The sequence below is a fragment of the Sphingomonas sp. FW306-1B-B10E genome (assembly GCF_058782005.1).
This window is the reverse complement of sequence record NZ_JBYSXG010000027.1, coordinates 1-18,069: the sequence shown is the minus strand read 5'-3', so window position 1 is coordinate 18,069 and position 18,069 is coordinate 1. Positions and strand designations below refer to the sequence as shown.

The 18,069-nt window shown below is 66.0% G+C and carries 18 protein-coding genes; 6 read left to right on the top strand and 12 right to left on the bottom strand.

Going from position 1 to position 18,069, the window contains the following annotated elements; all coding sequences use genetic code 11:
* From AC3WJI_RS11955 to AC3WJI_RS11925, 7 genes are all read right to left on the bottom strand, one after another.
* Positions 1–684 (bottom strand): retropepsin-like aspartic protease family protein, encoded by a 684-nt coding sequence (locus AC3WJI_RS11955; RefSeq protein WP_492757495.1) that lies wholly within the window; start codon positions 682–684, stop codon positions 1–3.
* Positions 681–1,451, bottom strand: a complete 771-nt coding sequence (locus AC3WJI_RS11950; RefSeq protein WP_492757494.1) for an MBL fold metallo-hydrolase — start codon at positions 1,449–1,451, stop codon at positions 681–683. Before AC3WJI_RS11950 ends, AC3WJI_RS11955 begins: the two co-directional genes overlap by 4 nt.
* Before the next feature lie 130 nt (positions 1,452–1,581).
* Positions 1,582–2,361 carry a TatD family hydrolase gene (locus tag AC3WJI_RS11945; RefSeq protein WP_492757493.1) on the bottom strand — a complete coding sequence of 260 codons (780 nt, stop codon included), beginning with the start codon at positions 2,359–2,361 and terminating at the stop codon, positions 1,582–1,584.
* The gene (gene metG, locus AC3WJI_RS11940; RefSeq protein WP_492757492.1) at positions 2,358–3,857 is read right to left on the bottom strand and encodes a methionine--tRNA ligase; all 1,500 of its coding nucleotides are present in this window, start codon (positions 3,855–3,857) and stop codon (positions 2,358–2,360) included. Before metG ends, AC3WJI_RS11945 begins: the two co-directional genes overlap by 4 nt.
* A gap of 150 nt (positions 3,858–4,007) precedes the next feature.
* Positions 4,008–4,499: a hypothetical protein gene (locus AC3WJI_RS11935; RefSeq protein WP_492757491.1), complete on the bottom strand. Its 492-nt coding sequence runs from the start codon at positions 4,497–4,499 to the stop codon at positions 4,008–4,010.
* Complete coding sequence (gene hisI, locus AC3WJI_RS11930) at positions 4,496–4,858, bottom strand: phosphoribosyl-AMP cyclohydrolase (RefSeq protein WP_492757490.1); 363 nt, start codon at positions 4,856–4,858, stop codon at positions 4,496–4,498. Before hisI ends, AC3WJI_RS11935 begins: the two co-directional genes overlap by 4 nt.
* 141 nt (positions 4,859–4,999) lie before the next feature.
* Positions 5,000–5,248 (bottom strand): DUF7218 family protein, encoded by a 249-nt coding sequence (locus AC3WJI_RS11925; RefSeq protein WP_492757489.1) that lies wholly within the window; start codon positions 5,246–5,248, stop codon positions 5,000–5,002.
* A 129-nt stretch (positions 5,249–5,377) separates the two neighbouring features.
* Between AC3WJI_RS11925 and purF the strand changes: the two genes are divergently transcribed.
* Positions 5,378–6,835, top strand: a complete 1,458-nt coding sequence (purF, locus tag AC3WJI_RS11920; RefSeq protein ID WP_492757488.1) for an amidophosphoribosyltransferase — start codon at positions 5,378–5,380, stop codon at positions 6,833–6,835.
* A 121-nt stretch (positions 6,836–6,956) separates the two neighbouring features.
* Positions 6,957–7,667 (top strand): SDR family NAD(P)-dependent oxidoreductase, encoded by a 711-nt coding sequence (locus tag AC3WJI_RS11915; RefSeq protein WP_492757487.1) that lies wholly within the window; start codon positions 6,957–6,959, stop codon positions 7,665–7,667.
* Between the two features lie 50 nt (positions 7,668–7,717).
* Here AC3WJI_RS11915 and AC3WJI_RS11910 read toward each other — a convergent pair whose 3' ends face one another.
* The 5 genes from AC3WJI_RS11910 to AC3WJI_RS11890 all read right to left on the bottom strand — a co-directional run bounded on the left by AC3WJI_RS11910 (position 7,718) and on the right by AC3WJI_RS11890 (position 14,198).
* Positions 7,718–8,872: a serine hydrolase domain-containing protein gene (locus tag AC3WJI_RS11910; protein WP_492757486.1), complete on the bottom strand. Its 1,155-nt coding sequence runs from the start codon at positions 8,870–8,872 to the stop codon at positions 7,718–7,720.
* Positions 8,872–10,110: a class I SAM-dependent methyltransferase gene (locus AC3WJI_RS11905; RefSeq protein WP_492757485.1), complete on the bottom strand. Its 1,239-nt coding sequence runs from the start codon at positions 10,108–10,110 to the stop codon at positions 8,872–8,874. The genes AC3WJI_RS11910 and AC3WJI_RS11905 overlap by 1 nt, the downstream gene beginning before the upstream one ends.
* A gap of 84 nt (positions 10,111–10,194) precedes the next feature.
* A complete protein-coding gene (locus AC3WJI_RS11900; RefSeq protein WP_492757484.1) occupies positions 10,195–11,229 on the bottom strand; it encodes a 2-oxoacid:ferredoxin oxidoreductase subunit beta in 1,035 nt (344 codons plus the stop codon).
* Between the two features lie 42 nt (positions 11,230–11,271).
* Positions 11,272–13,215: a 2-oxoacid:acceptor oxidoreductase subunit alpha gene (locus AC3WJI_RS11895; RefSeq protein WP_492757483.1), complete on the bottom strand. Its 1,944-nt coding sequence runs from the start codon at positions 13,213–13,215 to the stop codon at positions 11,272–11,274.
* A gap of 89 nt (positions 13,216–13,304) precedes the next feature.
* Positions 13,305–14,198 (bottom strand): histone deacetylase family protein, encoded by an 894-nt coding sequence (locus tag AC3WJI_RS11890; RefSeq protein ID WP_492757528.1) that lies wholly within the window; start codon positions 14,196–14,198, stop codon positions 13,305–13,307.
* Between the two features lie 75 nt (positions 14,199–14,273).
* On the opposite strand from AC3WJI_RS11890, the gene AC3WJI_RS11885 reads away from it, so the two are divergent.
* The 4 genes from AC3WJI_RS11885 to AC3WJI_RS11870 all read left to right on the top strand — a co-directional run bounded on the left by AC3WJI_RS11885 (position 14,274) and on the right by AC3WJI_RS11870 (position 18,030).
* On the top strand, positions 14,274–14,768 hold the full coding sequence (locus tag AC3WJI_RS11885; RefSeq protein WP_492757482.1) for an RNA pyrophosphohydrolase: 495 nt from the start codon (positions 14,274–14,276) through the stop codon (positions 14,766–14,768).
* Positions 14,769–14,828: 60 nt separating this feature from the next.
* On the top strand, positions 14,829–15,722 hold the full coding sequence (locus tag AC3WJI_RS11880) for a DUF481 domain-containing protein (protein ID WP_492757481.1): 894 nt from the start codon (positions 14,829–14,831) through the stop codon (positions 15,720–15,722).
* Between the two features lie 92 nt (positions 15,723–15,814).
* Positions 15,815–17,023 carry a hydrolase gene (locus AC3WJI_RS11875; protein ID WP_492757480.1) on the top strand — a complete coding sequence of 403 codons (1,209 nt, stop codon included), beginning with the start codon at positions 15,815–15,817 and terminating at the stop codon, positions 17,021–17,023.
* Positions 17,020–18,030 carry an arginine N-succinyltransferase gene (locus tag AC3WJI_RS11870; RefSeq protein ID WP_492757479.1) on the top strand — a complete coding sequence of 337 codons (1,011 nt, stop codon included), beginning with the start codon at positions 17,020–17,022 and terminating at the stop codon, positions 18,028–18,030. Before AC3WJI_RS11875 ends, AC3WJI_RS11870 begins: the two co-directional genes overlap by 4 nt.
* The last annotated feature ends 39 nt before the right edge of the window (positions 18,031–18,069 follow it).

Sequence of the window (18,069 nt, the reverse complement as noted above, 5' to 3'; positions counted from 1 at the left end):
TCAGCGTTCGCGTCCCTCGCGCGAGCTGCGGCGCTCACGGCTCTTGGTCGGCGCGGTAGTCGCATCACTGCCTTCATCGGCGGCATCCGCTTTTGGTTCGAGCACCAGCACATTGTTCTCCACGCGCCAGCTGTGCAACCGTGACAGGAAGTTCATGCCGAGCACGTCGAGGTCGCCGAAGCTTTCCGATACCACGACGCCGAGATCCTCGGTCTCGAGCGGCCCGATCGCCAGCCGGTCGATGCGGCCGCGGCGCGCCGCCACCGTGCCGTTGGCGGTCTCGATCATTGCGGGCAAACCATTGCCGGCGCTGACGTGCGATTGCGCCGCGGTGCGGTCCGAGATCGCGGTGATCGTCGCGCCGCTGTCGATCAGCATACGGCGCTCGACGCCGTTGATCTTCACCCGCGCCCAGAAATGGCCGTCGGGCGCCATGCGGATGCGCACCGTTTCCCCCTCGACCTGCTGGTCGTCGATGCCGAGCTTCGCCGAGGCTGCGGCGAACAACGCGCCGATCTGATTGCGATGTGCCACAGCAAGGACCGTCAGCACGATGATCAGCGCCCAGCTGACCAGCGAGCGCAAAACGAAGCCGATCGACAATTTGCGGATCGACAGCGCGCTGAGGACAAGCACCAGCGCACCGACCAGCCAGATCAAATCCATGCTGTCCCAGTCGCTCACGCAATCATCTCCAGGCCGTCATAGCCGGGTTCGACCCCTGCGGGCAGCTCGGCGGCGAGGCCGATATAGTCCATCGACTGGTCCATATGAACCAGCGCGGCGCGGCGCGGCTGCAATGCCCCTACCCAGTCCAGCACCTGGTCGAGATTGGGATGCGTCGGATGCGGCGCGCGGCGGAGCGCGTCGACCACCCAGATGTCGAGACCAGTGTAAAGCGCGCGCATGGCGCTCGTCATCTCATGGAAGTCTGTCGCGTAACCTATTGATTTTCCGTTACTGTCAAACCGCAAACCGGCAGAGGTGATGCCGCCGTGCGGCTGATCGGCGACGGTGATGGCGATGTCGCCAATGACCAGCCTGTCAGGCAATGTTTCGAGCGCGATCGTCGGCCGGTAGAGCGCGCGGCCGAAAAAGGCGTAGTGGAATTTGAGCTCGAGCTGCTCGCGGGTGAACGGTCGCGCCAGCCCGGGCACCGGCTCGCCGTTACGGATATGCATGAGCTGGCGCAGATCGTCGATGCCGTGGGTGTGATCGGCATGATCGTGCGTCCAGATCACCGCATCGACATCGGCGACCTCCGCGGCGAGCAATTGCGCGCGCATGTCGGGGCTGGTGTCGACGAGGATCGTGGTGCGGTCGGTGGTGACCAGCACCGAGGCCCGGGTGCGCCGGTTGCGCGGCTCGTTCGGATCGCAGGCGCCCCAATCGTTGCCGATCCGCGGAACACCCGAGGAAGTGCCCGAGCCGAGGATGCGGATTTTCAGCATGGGCCGCGTGCGCTCCCCTTCCGCTTGCGGGAGGGGTCGGGGGAGGGCCTGTATTTTGGTGCCCGGCGCAAGGAAGCGGCCCCTCCCCTAGCCCCTCCCGCAAGCGGAAGGGGAACACATGCGGCACGCTTCACGCCAGCGTCTTGGCGAAGAGCTTGTGGAAATTCTGCCGCGTCGCCTCGGCGAGCGCTTCGGGATCTTCGCCGCGGAGCTGGGCGAGGAAGCGGCAGGTATCCGCTACGAAGGCAGGTTCGCCGGTCTTGCCCCGATGCGGCACCGGGGCGAGGAAGGGGGCGTCGGTCTCGATCAGCAACCGATCGAGCGGCAGGCGCGCGGCGGTCTCCTGCAGCTCCTTCGCGTTCTTGAAGGTCACGATCCCCGAGATCGAGATATAGAAGCCCAAGCCTAGCGCGATGTCTGCAAAGGCGCCGCTCGCAGTGAAACAGTGGATCACGCCGGGAAAGGCGCCCTTCCCCATCTCGTCGCGCAGGATCTCGGCAGTGTCCGCCTCGGCGTCTCGGGTGTGGACGATGATCGGCAGCTGGGTCTCGCGGCTCGCCGCGAGGTGCGCGCGGAAGCTGGCGCGCTGGCGGTCGCGGTCGCTGTGATCGTAATAATAATCGAGACCGCTCTCACCGATGCCGACGACGCGCGGGTGCTGCGCACGCGCGGCCAGCTTGCCGGTGTCGACGTGCGGGTGCTGGTCGGCCTCGTGCGGATGGATGCCGACGCTCGCCCAGACGTCCGCCTCGCGCTCGGCGACCGCGATGACGTCATCCCACTCGTTCTCGCGCGTCGAGATGTTGAGCATCGCCACGACGCCAGCGTCACGCGCGCGCGCCAAGACCTCGGGCTGCTGCTCGCCCAGGCCCTTGTAGATCAGGTGGCAATGGCTGTCGGCCAGTCTCACGCGTCGCTCGCTTGCAGTTCCAATCGGGGGAAGATGGGGGTCGGTGCCGCGATGCGGAAGTCCTCGTCGTCCTCCGAGGGGAGCTGGGCGAGCAGCTTGCCCGCCGAAGTCGGGATCACCGGCAGGATCGTGGTGGCGAGGCGACGGATCGCGCGGAGCAGGGTGCGCAGCACGGCGTTCATTCGTTCCGGATCGGTCTTGCGGAGTGTCCAGGGCGCCTGCGCGTCGATATATTGGTTGCAGGCGAACACGCCGGTCATCCACGCCTCGATGCCCTGGCTGAGCGCGAGATCCTCGAACGCGACGCGGAATGCCGCGCTCGCGACGTCGATCTCGGCGAGCAGCACTGAGTCAGCTTCTTCGGCCCGACCCTCGGGGACATGACCGTCGCAATTCTTGGCGATGAACGCGAGCGTGCGCTGGGCGAGGTTGCCGAAGCTGTTCGACAGGTCGGCATTGGCACGGGTGACGATCGCCTCGTCGCTGAACGTTCCGTCATTGCCGAAGCTGACGTCGCGCAGCAGGAAATAGCGCAGTGCGTCCTTGCCGTAGAGTTCGGCCAGTTCCATGGGATCGACGACGTTGCCGACCGACTTCGACATCTTCTCGCCGCGATTGAGCAGGAAGCCGTGGCCGAACACTTGGCGAGGCAAGGGCAAATTGGCCGACATCAGGAAGGCCGGCCAATAGACCGCGTGGAAGCGGACAATGTCCTTGCCGATCAGATGGATGTCGGCGGGCCAATACTTTGCGAAACGCTCGGGATCGTCGGGATAGCCCGCGCCGGTGATGTAATTGGTCAGCGCGTCGACCCAGACGTACATCACATGATCGGGCGATCCGGGCACGGGCACGCCCCAGTCGAAGCTGGTGCGGCTGACCGACAGATCGACCAGCCCGCCCTCGACGAAGCGCAATATCTCATTGCGGCGTGATTCGGGGCGGATGAAATCAGGGTTGGCGGCGTAGAAGTCGAGCAAGGGCTGCTGGTATTTCGACAGCTTGAAGAACCAGGTTTCCTCGGCGGTCCATTCGACCGGGGTGCCCTGGGGAGAGAGCTTCCCCCCTTCCCCTTCGATCAATTCCTTCTCTTCGTAGAAGGCCTCGTCGCGGACCGAGTACCAGCCCTCGTAGCGATCTAGATAGAGATCGCCGGCGTCCTGCATCGCCTGCCAGATCGCCTGGCTGGCGGCATAATGCGCGGGTTCCGAAGTGCGGATGAAGCGATCGTACGAAATATCGAGTGCATCGGCCATCTCATGGAAATAGCTAGACATTTCATCTGCGAGCGCACGCGCCTCGATGCCGCGGTCGCGCGCGGTCTTGACCATCTTGAGACCGTGCTCGTCAGTACCGGTCTGGAAGAACACGTCGCGGCCGTGCTGGCGCCGGAAGCGCGCGATCGCATCGGCGGCTATCATCTCATAGGCGTGACCGATATGCGGACGGCCATTGGGATAGTGGATCGCGGTGGAGATGTAGAAGGGATCGGCCATGCCGCGGCTTTAGGAGCGGTGTGCTTTGGGGGCAACCTGTGGCGGCGCTCAACCTCTCCGTTCGTGCTGAGCTTGTCGAAGCACTGTTCTTCTCTGGCAGGGAAGAAAGAACGGCCCTTCGACAAGCTCAGGGCGAACGGAGATAAGGGGTTATTCCCCGCACAATCGCCGCCCGCCGGCATCGCGCATTGCCGCGGCTTCGGCGCTCGACTCGCTCAGCCGCGTCACTTCCAGCCCGGTAAACGCAGCGCGGCGGGCACAGAGTTTCTTGCAGGCGTCGGGAAGCGCGCCGGGGAATTTGATCCGGTCACCATCATATTGCGCGTCGAACGTGCACCCGTCCTTGCCGAGCATAATCCGCAACGTCGTACCGCGGCGCTCGACGCTGCCGGCGCCGCTGCAGGTGATGCGGTCACCATAATCGACATAGGCGCCGATCCTATAGGCCGAGCCGGCACGGACGACGCAGATCCGGTCGGTGTCGCGGGCGTAGAGACCGGTCAGGTCGCTGTCGTCGGGATCGCGGACGAGGCCCCGCTCTATTGCCGCGCTTTCGAGGTCCTGCGGCGCCTGCGCGTTGCCGTCGCCCTTCCCGCCCGAGCAGGCGGCAAGCGCAAGCAATAGCGCCAGCGCGACCCTCATACGTCGCGGACCAAACGACCGTCCTCGATGCGGCGGAAGAAGCAGCTACGTTCGCCGGTGTGGCAGGCGGGACCGGAGGGTTCGACCTTGAGCCACAGCGCATCCTGGTCGCAATCGATCCGCGCCTCGACGACGCGGAGAACATGACCCGAGCTCTCACCCTTCTTCCACAATCGCCCGCGGCTGCGCGACCAGAAATGCGCTTCGCCGGTGGCCAGCGTCGCCGCCAGCGCCTCGGCGTTCATGTGCGCCAGCATAAGCAGTTCGCCGGTCGCGGAATCGGTCGCAACCGCGGTGATCAGCCCGGCGGGATCGTATTTGGGGTTGAGGGCGAGGCTGGTGTCGCGGTCGTTGGTCACGAAGGGGGCTTAGCGCCTCCCCTACCCTTCGTCACCCCGGCCTCGTGCCGGGGTCTGCCGGGAGCTCAGGAAGAGCTGGAGGCTCGACGCCAGCCGTCGCCGCGGAGTGGACCCGGCACAAAGCCGGGGTGACGTAAAAGGTCAATGCTCGCGGATCGCCTCGACCAGTTCGTCCTTGTCCATCTTCGAGCGACCCTCGATTCCGATGTCCTTGGCCTCGTCGTAAAGCTCGTCCTTGCTACGATCGTCGAGCCTGGTGCCCTTATGGTCGAGCGTGCCGGCTTCCTTGGCGTTGGCGATTCGGGCGGCCTTTTCCTTCGATGCGCCGTCGTCGCGAAGCTCCTCATAGAGCTTGTCATTCTTGATTTGGGGTCCGTGATCCTTGGCCATGTCTGGGCTCCTTTCGCCCTGAAAAACCACCGGAAACGCCCGTAAGTTCATTTCCTTGTGACAAACCGGCGACAAACGATGGCGAACTGCCTATATGGCGCTCGACAGTTCCAACCCCCCTGAGGGCTGATGCTTACCACGCACCCGTTCGATGACGACAAGCTGCACGAGGAGTGCGGCATTTTTGGCGTTTCCAATGCCGAGGGCGCCGCTGCGCTCGTGGCATTGGGGCTTCATGCACTCCAACACCGTGGCCAGGAGGCGGCGGGGATCACCAGCTGGGACGGCCGCGAGTTCCACACCCACCGCGCGATGGGCCATGTCGCCGGCAATTTCGACCGCGACGACGTGATTCGCGCGCTGGTCGGCAACACCGCATGCGGCCATGTCCGCTACGCCACCACCGGGGGCTCCGCGATCCGCAACGTCCAGCCGCTTTATGCCGAGCTGGCGAGCGGCGGGTTCGCGGTGGCGCATAACGGCAACATCTCCAACGCGATGCGGCTGCGGCGCGACCTCGTTCGCCGCGGGGCGATCTTCCAGTCGACCAGCGACACCGAGGTGATCATCCACCTCGTCGCAACCTCGCACTATCGGACGCTGATGGATCGCTTCATCGACGCGCTCAAGCAGGTCGAGGGCGCCTATTCGCTGATCGTGATGACTCCCGAGGGCATGATCGCCTGCCGCGATCCGCTCGGCATCCGGCCGCTGGTGATGGGCAAGCTCGACGAGACGATCGTGTTCGCCTCCGAGACGGTAGCGCTGGACGTGGTCGGTGCCGAATATGTCCGCGACGTCGAGCCGGGCGAGCTGGTGATCGTCAAGGGCGGCGAGATCAGTTCGCACAAGCCCTTCGCGCCGCAGGCCGCGCGGCCGTGCATCTTCGAATATGTCTATTTCTCGCGCCCCGATTCGATCGCCGACGATCGCAGCGTCTATTCGGTGCGCAAGGCGATCGGCGCGCAGCTCGCGATCGAGTCGCCGGTCGAGGCCGATCTGGTCGTGCCGGTGCCCGATTCGGGCGTGCCCGCGGCGATCGGCTATGCCCAGCAGAGCGGGATCCCGTTCGAGCTCGGCATCATTCGCTCGCATTATGTCGGCCGCACCTTCATTCAGCCGGGGGACAAGGTGCGACACCTTGGCGTCAAGCTGAAGCACAACGCCAATCGCGAGCTGATCAAGGGCAAGCGCATCGTGCTGATCGACGATTCGATCGTGCGCGGGACGACGAGCCTCAAGATCGTCCAGATGATGCACGAGGCGGGCGCCGCCGAAGTGCATATGCGCATCGCCAGCCCGCCGACACGGCATTCGTGCTTCTACGGCGTCGATACGCCCGAGCGCGCCAAACTGCTCGCAGCGAAGCTCGATGTCGGCGGGATGACCGACTTCATCCATGCCGACAGCCTGGCCTTCGTCAGCATCGACGGGCTCTACAAGGCGCTTGGCGAGGCGCGCCGCGCCGATATCCACCCGAAATATTGCGATGCCTGCTTCACCGGCGATTATCCGACCACGCTCACCGACCAGGATGAGCTTGCGCCGGTCGACCAATTCGCCTTGCTCGAAGAGCGGGTGGGCTGAGGATCGCAGACCACCCCCTCCCCGTTCGTGCTGAGCTTGTCGAAGCACCGTTCTTCTCTATGAGCGCTGGACTCAAGAAGAACGGCCCTTCGACAAGCTCAGGGCGAACGGAAGTGGGTAGATGACCGACAAGCCTCTCCAAGACAGAATCGCGCTCGTCACCGGCGCCAGCCGCGGGATCGGCGCCGCCACCGCCAAGGCGCTCGGCGCTGCCGGGGCGCATGTCGTGCTGACCGCGCGCACCGCCGGCGGGCTCGAGGAAGTCGAGGAGGCGATCCATGCGAGCGGCGGATCGGCGACGATCGCGCCGATGGACCTGACCGAGAATGAAAGCGTGTCGCGGCTCGCCGCGGCAGTGGCCGAGCGCTGGCCGGCGCTCGACCTGCTCGTGCTCAACGCCGCTTCGCTGGGGAGCCTCAGCGCCCTCCCCGCGATCGATTTCAAAGAGTTCGCCAAGGTACTGACCCTCAACGTCACCGCGCAGGCGGCGATGCTGGCGGCGTTCGATCGCTCGCTCAGGGCGGCCAAGCAGGCGCGGGTGCTCGGCATCACGTCAAGCGTCGGGCGGACGCCGCGCGCTTATTGGGGGACCTATGGCGCGTCCAAGGCGGCATTCGAGAATTTGCTGCTGAGCTATGGCGAGGAAGTTCGCCACGTCAGCGGAGTGCGTGTGGGCCTTCTCGACCCCGGCGCGACGCGGACCAAGATGCGTGCGCGCGCCTTCCCGGGCGAGAATGCCGAGACGGTGAAGGCACCCGAGGTGGTGGCCGAGCGGATCCTGGCGCTGGCGGTCAACGGCTTCGAGACCGGGCATTTCGAGCGGGTGGAATAAGGCTCCAACCGCTGCGAATGATCGCTCCCCCTCCATTGCGGGAGAGGGACTTATTTGGCCGCAGCCGCGAACAGCTTGTCGTAAAACGCCATGCGCGCCTGGGTGTAAGCCGGGTCGGTCGCCTTTTCGGCGGCCGCGGACACCGCGATCACTGTCCGCGTCTTGGGATCGATGCGGATCGCCTGGCCGAAAATCCCCTGCGCGCCGTAGCGGCCCTCGGGATAGGTCCACCATTGATAGCCATAAGCGAAGCCTGACCCTGGGCGGCCGACATCGGCATGGCCGCGGGTCGCTTCGGCGAACCAGTTCGCGGGCACGACGCCCTTGCCACCCTCAAGCGCGAGTTGGCCCATTCGCGCATAATCTCGCAAGGACACCGACAGGCAGCAGCCGCTGACCTCGTGCCCTGAGGGATCGATCATCCAGAAGGCGTCCTGCTCCATTCCGTAGGGTCGCCAGACCTTCTCGCTGAGATAGTCGGCGAGCGGTTTCTTGGTCGCGCGCATCACCAGCACGCCGATCAGGTTGGTCTCGCCGGTCTTGTAGACCCACTTGCTCCCCGGCGCGGTCTCGCGCGGAAGCTTCTTCATGTAATAGACCGTCGGATCCTCGCCCGCCGGCACCGCCTCGAGAAACATCCGCGCGACGTCCGACTTGGCGTCGGTATAATCCTCGTTCCAGCGCACGCCTGAGGTCATCGTGAGCAATTGCGCGATGGTGACGCCGTCATAGCCGCTGCCGGTCAGTTCGGGGATGTATTTGGTCACCGGCTCGCCGACCGACTTGATGTAGCCGTCCTTGATCGCCGCACCGACCAGGGTCGACGTGAACGACTTGGCGACCGAGAAGCTGGTCCAGCGCCCCTCCTTGCCGTAGCCGCGCGCGTAGCGTTCGAGGCGAATCTTGCCGTCCTGGATGACGATCAGCCCCGAAATGTTCTGCGCCGCGATAAAGGCGTCGAGTTCGGCGTCGGAGAACGGCAGCAGCTTGCCCACCGGCAGCGCGCGGACCTTGCCGCCGGCCTTGACGACATGGCCCGGGAAGATCGCTTCCATGTGCGGGAAATTGGCGTCGCGCTGCTTCTGGCTCCAGAACAGCACTTCGGCGCCGACCTTGCGGAGCCCGCTCGTATCCTGCGGAGCGGTCTGCGCCGTCGCGGCGGTCGTCATCAGCGCGAGCGCGCCCGCGAGCACCCAGCTCTTCATCACCCCTCCTTGACCAAGGTCACCTGCACGACGTCGATGCCGCCGCCGCGAAAGCCGCCCTCGCAATATTTGAGATAATAGCGCCACAAGGCGACGAAGCGCGCGTCGAATTGCGCTGGCAGCGCCCGCGCGCCGGCCGCGGCATCGAAATTCTCGCGCCATCGCTTGAGCGTCTCGGCATAATCGAGCCCGAACCGCGCCTCGTCGCGCCAGTCCAGCCCATGGTTGGCGGCAAGACGGCGGAATTCGCTGGCGCGGATCAGCATCCCGCCGGGGAAGATGTAACGCTGGATGAAATCGACATTGTTGGCATAGCCCTCGAACAGCGCGTCGTCGAAGGTAATGATCTGCAGCGCGGCGCGACCGCCGGGCCTGAGCACGCGCGCGATCGCGGCGAGATAGGCCGGCCAATATTGCCGGCCCACCGCCTCGGCCATCTCGATGCTGACCACGGCGTCGTAGCGGCCGGTGACGTCACGATAATCAGTGAGCGCGAAGCTGGCGCCATCGAGCCCCGCGGTGCGCGCCTCGGCCCAGGCCTTCTGCTCGGTCGACAAGGTGATGCCGTGGACCCGCCGGCCTGCACGCGCAGCGAGCTCGGCGAACGAGCCCCAGCCGCAGCCGATTTCCAGAATGGCGTCACCCTTCGCGGTCGCTGTGCGCTCTAGCATCGCCTGGAGCTTGGCCTGCTGCGCTGCCTCGAGCGACTGGCCCGGCGCGGAGAATCGCGCGCTCGAATAGGTCATGCCCGCGTCGAGCCAGTGGCGATAGAAGTCGTTGCCGAGATCGTAGTGGAACTGGATGTTGCGACGCGAACCGTCGCGGTGATTGCGTCGCGCCCAATGCCAGAAGCGCTTGGCGAGCCGCCACGGACCGGTGGCGCGCGCGGGACTTGCCAGGCCGGCGCGGTTGCGGCTGAACAAGGCGAAGAGCTGGACCGGATCGGGGCTCGCCCACTCCCCCGCCGCCCACGCCTCGTACCAGCCGCTCGACCCTTCGAGCGCCAGCCGCAGCAAGGCGCGCCAGCTGCGCAGGTCGACCACTGCTGCGGGACCATCTGCCCGCCCCCCGAGCAACCGCGCGCGGCCGTTGGGCAGCAGCAATTCGAGGCTGCCCTCGGCAATCCCGCGATCGAGCCGGTCGAGCAGCCGGTGGAAGATCGGCGCAAATACGCCCAAAATGCCACCGCTGCGTCGTTCCTGGTGGGTGCGACTCTGTTCTCGCGTTGGCGCGTTCATCACGCCTTCATGCACGCAGGACGTGCAGGAGCAAGTGGTTGAAGCCAGAAAAGCTGCCTTCTGCTGAGGACGAGGAAAACGACCTCAGATTACATGCGGCGCCTTGTCGACCATCCAGGTCTGGCCCTTGGCGACGAGCTTTTGGAGGTCGGCCACCTTGCCCTCGGCCGCGGCCTTGTTCTGCGCGACCACGGCGCTTTCGAAGGTCGGCGCGGGATCGTCGTAGAGGACGCCGAGCGCCATCGGGAACGGTCCGAACGGCATCTCGACGAGCATGTGCGCGATCGCGCGGTTGGTGACATTGTGGACGATCACCCCGGCAGCTTCCCAGTCGTCCTCGACCACGTCGACCACCTTCAGCGTCAGCGCCTCGCGATCGAGGCTGATCCCCTGGGTGCCGCCGGCGAACAGCATCGGCTTGCCATGCTCGACCCAGAGCTGGCCCAGCGCGGCGTTGGGCTTGGCGGTGAACGGCTCGAACACGTCGTCATTATAGACGATGCAGTTCTGGAAAATCTCGACGAATGCCGCACCCTGGTGCGCGTGCGCCGCCTTCAGAACCGATGGCAGGTTCTTGTGCACGTCGATCCCGCGCGCGACGAAGCGCCCGCCCGAGCCGAGCGCGAAGGCGCAGGGCTTGGCCGGGTGGTCGACCGAGCCGAACGGCGTGGAGGGCGAGCGCGTCCCCTCGCGCGAGGTCGGCGAATATTGGCCCTTGGTCAGGCCGTAGATCTCGTTGTTGAACAGCAGGACCTGACAGTTCAGATTCCGTCTCAACAGATGCATCGTGTGGTTGCCGCCGATCGACAGCGCATCGCCGTCACCGGTGATGATCCACACGTCCAGATCCGGGTTGGCGAGCTTGACCCCGGTCGCCACCGCAGGCGCGCGGCCGTGGATGGTATGGAAGCCATAGGTCTCCATATAATAAGGGAAGCGCGACGAGCAGCCGATGCCGCTGACGAAGACGGTGTTCTCGGGTTTGCCGCCGATCTCGGGCATCGTGCGCTGCACTGCCTTGAGGATCGCATAATCGCCGCAGCCGGGGCACCAGCGCACCTCCTGGTCGGTCTCCCAATCCTTGGGGGTGCTCGGCTTGATCGGCGTGATCTCGTTCATCGCGCGCTTCCTGCAAAGCCCTCTCTCAGTGGGAGAGGGAGATCATGGATTCACTGCCTCCGGGCTCGGCAGCTGCGTATCGTCGGGGGCCAGCTCCTCCGCGCGATCGCTGCTCAGGTGCCGCGCGATTGCCGCTTCGATCTCGGAAATGGTGAAGGGCTGGCCTGACACCTTGTTGAGCGGCACGGCGTCGACGAGATATTGGTCGCGCAGCACCGTCTTGAGCTGACCGGTGTTCATTTCCGGTACGAGGATATGCTCGTAACCTTTGAGCAAGCTGCCTAGATTTTTCGGAAGCGGCCAGACGTGCCGAATATGCACATGGCTGACGTCGAGCCCCTTCGCCCGCGCCCGACGCACCGCGCTGGCGATCGGACCATAGGTCGACCCCCAGCCGACCACGACGAGCTTGCCGCCTTCCCCGCCTTGTTCGATCGCCTGGTCTGGTACGTCGATTCCGAGAACCTTGTCGCGGCGGAGGTCGGTCATCGCCTGGTGGTTCGACGGGGAGTAATCGATATTGCCGGTGCCCTGCGCCTTCTCGATCCCGCCGATGCGATGGAGCAGCCCCGGCGTGCCCGGCTTGACCCAGGGGCGCTTCAGCTTCGCGTCGCGCGCATAAGGCTGAAACTTCTGGCCCTCGGCCGGCGGATCGGTGTGGAAGGTCACCGGGAACGGCGCATAGGCCGACATGTCCGGCACTTTCCACGGCTCGGCGGCATTGGCGATATAGCCGTCGGTAAGGATCATCACCGGAGTCATGTACTGCGTGGCGATCCGCACCGCCTCGATCGCGACGTCGAAACAGTCGGCCGCGGAGCGCGCGGCGAGCACCGGCATCGGCGCATCGCCGTTGCGGCCATAGACCGCCTGGTAGAGATCGGACTGTTCGGTCTTGGTGGGAAGCCCCGTCGAGGGTCCGCCGCGCTGCGAATTGACGATGACCAGCGGCAATTCGGTGATGATCGCGAGCCCCATCGCCTCGCCCTTGAGCGCGATCCCCGGCCCCGAGGAGGACGTTACCCCCAGCGATCCGGCATAGGCCGCGCCGAGCGCCGAGGCGATCGCCGCGATCTCGTCCTCGGCCTGGAAGGTGGTGACGCCATATTCCTTGTAGCGCGCGAGGCTGTGGAGGATCGCCGAGGCGGGCGTGATCGGATAGCCGCCGAAGAACATCGGCAGCCCGGCGAGCTGCGCGCCGACGACCAGCCCCATCGAGATCGAATCCGCGCCCGTCACGGTGCGATACAGCCCCGGCTCGGAGGGCGCCGCAGCGACTTGGCGCTGGGCGATTCCCATCGCACCCAGTTCGGCGGTCTCGCCATAGGCATGGCCGGCGTTGAGCGCGGCGATATTGGCCTCGGCGAGGTTGGGCGCCTTGGCGAACTTGGCGGCCAGCCACTCGACCAGCGGCGCGCGGTCGCGGTCGAACATCCATAGCGCTAGGCCCAGCGTCCACATGTTCTTGCAGCGCAGCGCTTCCTTGTTGCCGAGCCCGAACGGCTTGACCGCCTCGATCGTCAGCGCCGAGATGTCGAGCTTGAGCAATTGCCATGGGTCGAGGCTGCCGTCGGCGAGCGGATTGGCGGCGTACTTGGCCTTGTCGAGGTTGCGCTGGCCGAACTCGCCCGTGTCGGCGATGATCAGCCCGCCGGGCTTGAGCGCGCCGACATTGACCTTGAGCGCCGCAGGATTCATCGCGACGAGCACGTCGGGCTGGTCGCCGGCCGTATCGATTTGGGCCGAGCCGAAATTGATCTGGAAGGCCGAGACGCCGAACAAGGTGCCCTGCGGCGCGCGGATCTCGGCGGGAAAATCGGGGAAGGTGGCGAGGTCGTTGCCGGCAAGCGCGGTCGACAGCGTGAACTGCCCTCCCGTGAGCTGCATCCCGTCGCCCGAATCGCCGGCGAAGCGGACCACGATCGCCTCGGGCGCAGGATGCGCCTGCGCCTCTTGCGGCGTCAGCTGATGCACGGCGCTGGCCATCCGATCTCCTGCGGTATTTATCGTTGCAAATGCTGTACGCCCGACTTGCACTACCGCCAAAGTAGAAAATGCGCTCAGCCCTGTACCGCTTAGGTAGCGAATCCTGATCCGAGCGCGAAAATCGACGCGACGTGACGCTGCGAGACTTCGAGCGCGTCTATGCCGTAACCGCCGCCGAGCGCGCTGGCGAAGGGGATACGGCGCTCCGCGAAGGTCCGCGCGATCCAGCGGTCGCGGTCGATGAGCCCCTGATAGCTGAGACCCAGTCGGCCGAGCCGGTCGCCCGCGAGCGGATCGACCCCGGCCTGATAGAGGATCAGGTCGGGCGCGAAATCGTCGAGCAGCGGAACCAGCGTCGTGGCGAGCGTGTCGAGATATTCCACGTCGCCGGTGCCGTCGGCGAGCGCCACGTCGAGGGTCGAACGCGCCTTGCGCACCGGAAAGTTCTTCTCGGCATGAATCGAATAGGTCGCGATATCGTTCCGGCCCGCGGTGAGCGCGGCGGTGCCGTCGCCTTGGTGGACGTCGCAATCGACGACCAGCACGCGCCGCCCTTCCTCGGCGAGCCGTACCGCAGCGAGTGCGAGATCGTTGAACACGCAGAACCCCGCCCCTGTGTCGGCGAGCGCATGATGGCTGCCCCCGGCAGTGTTGGCGGCATAGCCGTGCGTCAGCGCGAGCCGTGCGGCGAGATAGGTCCCGCCGGGCACGACCTGCGCACGCAATGCGACTTCCGGAGTGACGGGAAAGCCGATCCGCCGTTCCTTCGCCGGCGGCACTCGCGCCTCGAGCACTTCGGCGACATAATCGGGATCGTGCACCGCCTCGAGCCAGTCGCGCGGCATCGCCTCGGGCAGGTGCCAGGCGAAAGCCTCGCCCTCGGCACGCAGCAGGCCGCGCACCAGCCCGTTCTTGTTCCACTGATATTGGCTCCGCTTCGGCGCGGGCCCGACGTAAGCGGGGTGGTGGACGACGTGGATCATGGCGTTCCACATAGCCGCTCCCCTCCAGCGCCCCTACCCCCTCCCTCAAGGGAGGAGAAAGTGTATGGAGTACCTATGACCGACACCGCCTCCCTCCCTTATCGTCCCTGCGCCGGCGTGATGCTGGTCAATCGCGAGGGGCGCGTGTTCGTCGGGCAGCGACTCGATTCGACGCTTGAGGCATGGCAGATGCCGCAGGGGGGGATCGATCCCGGCGAGGATCCGCTCGAAGCCGCCTGGCGCGAATTGTGGGAAGAGACTGGGGTCGAGCGCGATCATGCCGAGCTCATCGCCACCGCGCCCGACGAGCTCAGCTACGACCTGCCCGAGGACCTGATCGGCAAGGTATGGAAGGGCAAATGGCGCGGTCAGCGCCAGCGCTGGTTCCTGTTCCGCTTCCTCGGCGAGGACCATGACGTCAACATCGCCACCGCCGAGCCCGAGTTCCGTGCCTGGCGCTGGGCCGAGCCGGCCGACCTCCCCGACATCATCGTGCCGTTCAAACGCGAGCTTTACGCGCAACTTCTCGGAATCTTCGCCGAGCCGCTCGACTCGCTTCGTCGGGCGTAACGATCGGCCCGTCGCGTGGCGCCCTTTTGATGCCCTATTAATATGACTAGGGATTCGGCCATGCGCGCCCTGCTCCTCGCCTTGCCGCTGCTGCTGGCCAACACTGCAGCCGAAGACCCTCAAATTCCGGCAACGATCAAGTCGATGCTCGATGCCGCGATGCAGTCGGGCAGCGAGGGCGACGTCGCGGTGATCGTCAAATATGCGCGCTCTGCCGATCCGGCGAGCGCCGACCTGGTGGTCAAGACCGCGACCGACTGGCGCAACGACCGGGTCGCCAAGGCCAATCGCAAGATCCGCGAAGCCGATTTCTTCGATCTGGTGAAGGGACGCGCCGAGCTGGGCGGCTATGTCAGCACCGGCAACACCGAGAATGTCGGGCTCACCGCCGCGGTCGAGATCAAGCGCGAGGGGCTCGAGTGGCGCCACAAATTGCGTCTCCAGGCCGACTATCAGGAAAGCCTGAGCGTCGTGACGCGCGAGCGCTATCTCGCCGCCTACGAGCCCAATTGGAAGTTCGACGACCGCGCTTACATGTATGGCGCCGCGCAATATGAGAGCGACCGCTTTTCCGGCTTCTACGATCGCGTCTCGCTATCGACCGGCGCGGGCTACAGCGCGATCAAGTCGCCGGCGGTCAAGCTCGATGTCGAGCTCGGCCCGGCCTATCGACTGACGCGCTTCATCGACGACAAGCGCGAGAGCAACCTCGCCGCGCGCGGCAGCATGGACTTCGGCTGGAAGCTCTCACGCGGCATCTCGGTGACGCAGAATGCCTCGGCCTATCTACAGGACGCGAACAGCACGGTGTCGAGCCGCTCGGCGCTGCTCGCCAAGCTGTTCGGGCCGCTCTCGGCGCAATTCTCCTACACGCTGCAATATGAAAGCACCCCGCCAGTGGGCCGCCAGACCACCGACACGACCAGCCGGGCGGCATTGGTAGTGGATTTCTGAATATCGGCTCCCACGAGGGCCATGCCCTTGCGGCATGAGGCTCCCGCACGCGCCGGGATGACGGCAATAATATTTCAGGCTACCAGCCGTGCATGGGCGGGCTCTCCAGCATCGAACAGGCAGCCGTCGCGCAGGTCGGCGACGCGCCGATGCTCGCGCGCACCGAGGCCTGGACTGCGATCAACAGCGGCACGCGCAATGTCGCCGGACTCGCGACTCTGGCCGGCGCGCTCGCCGACGCTTTCTCGGTGCTTCCGGGACACCTCGCGCTCGTTGATCCGGCGCCGGCGGAGAGCGTCACCCCGGATGGCCGCGTCGAGGCAATCGATCATGGCCGCCATCTCCATCTCGCGGTCCGCCCCGAGGCGCCGGTGCAGATGCTGTTCACCGGGCATATGGACACGGTATTCGGCGCCGACCATACCTTCCAGGCCGGGCGCTGGCTCGACGACGGCCGCCTGAACGCGCCCGGCGCCGCCGACATGAAGGGCGGGCTCGCGCTGATGCTCGCCGCGCTCGAAGCGGTAGAGGCGAGTCCGCTCGCCGGCCGGCTCGGCTATGAAGTGGTGATCAATTCGGACGAAGAGACCGGCAGCTTCGCCTCGCGCGCGCTGATCGAGGGCGCCGCGCGCGGTAAGGTCGCGGCCCTGACCTACGAGCCCGCGCTGCCCGACGGCACCCTTGCCGGTGCACGCGGCGGCACCGGCAATTTCTCGCTCGTCGTCCACGGCCGCAGCGCGCATGCCGGACGCAATCCCGAGGACGGCCGCAACGCGCTGGTCGCCGCGGCGGCGCTGGCGGTGCGGCTCGCCGAGGCACGGGCGCCCGGGCTTGCGGTCAATCCCGCGCGGATCGACGGCGGCGGCCCCAACAACGTCGTTCCCGACCTAGCGATCCTGCGCGTCAATTTCCGCCCGCGGGATGAATGGAGCATCTCGCTCGCCAAAGCGGCGATCGAAAAGGCGGCTAATGACGTCATGGCGTCGCACGAGGTGCGGATCGAGGTCCATGGCAGCTTCAATCGGCCGCCCAAACCGCTCGATCCCGGCGCCGAACGCCTGTTCGAACTGGTCCGCGACGCCGGCAGCGATCTCGGCATTCCGGTGGCGTGGAAGGCGACCGGCGGCGTATGCGACGGCAACAACATCGCCGCCTGCGGCGTACCGGTGGTCGACACGATGGGCGCCCGCGGCGGCGCGATACATTCAGCGGAGGAATTTCTGATCCCCGAGAGCCTGCCCGAGCGCGCCGCATTGTCGGCGCTGACCATCCTGCGCATCGCCGAGCGCGGCCGGCCATGACCTTCCGCATCCGCGCCGCGCGCGACGAGGACCTCCAGCCGCTCTACGAGATGGCCAAGCTGACCGGCGGGGGCTTCACCAACCTGCCCCCCGAGAAAGACGCGTTGCGCGCCAAGCTCGTCCGCAGCCACAGCGCCTTCGCCCGCGCCGAGGACGGGCTGTTCGACGATTTGTTCGTGCTGGTGCTCGAGAATGTCGAGACCGGCGAGGTGCGCGGCACCTGCCAGATCTTTACCCATGTCGGTCAGCATTGGCCCTTCTACAGCTATCGGCTCGGCACGGTGACCAAGCACAGCCAGGAGCTCAACCGAACTTTTCGCGCTGAAATCCTGAGCTTGGTCAACGATCTTGAGGGTTCGAGCGAAGTCGGCGGGCTCTTTCTGCATCCCGGCGAGCGCGCCGGGGGCCTCGGCATGCTGCTCGCGCGTAGCCGTTATCTGTTCATCGCCCGCCACCGCGCGCGCTTCGCCGAGCGCATTCTCGCCGAGTTGCGCGGTGTGATCGACGAGGCGGGCGGCTCGCCCTTTTGGGACGGTGTCGCCGGGCGCTTTTTCGGGATGAACTTCCAGCAGGCCGACGAATTCAACGCCACCCATGGCAACCAGTTCATCGCCGACCTGATGCCCAAGCACCCGATCTATACCGCGATGCTCCAGGAGAGTGCGCGCTCGGTGATCGGGCTGCCCCACCCCTCGGGCCGCGCGGCGATGCGGATGCTTGAGAGCGAGGGCTTCGCGTTCGAGAATTATGTCGACATCTTCGACGGTGGCCCGACGATGACCGCGCGCACCGACAATGTCCGCACGATCCGGGAGGCCAAGTCTGCGACGGTCACGGCGATCGGCGAGGGCGGCGCGCCAGCGATGCTCGCGACCGGCCGGCTCGCCGATTTCCGCGTGGCGTATGGGCGCATTGAGGCAGGTGACGCGGGCGTGGCGATCGACGCCACCTGCGCTAGCGCGCTCGGCATCGTCGCTGGCGACGAGGTGCTCCATGTCGCGCGATGAACTTCTAAAGCCCCTCCCCTTCAGGGGAGGGGTAGGGGG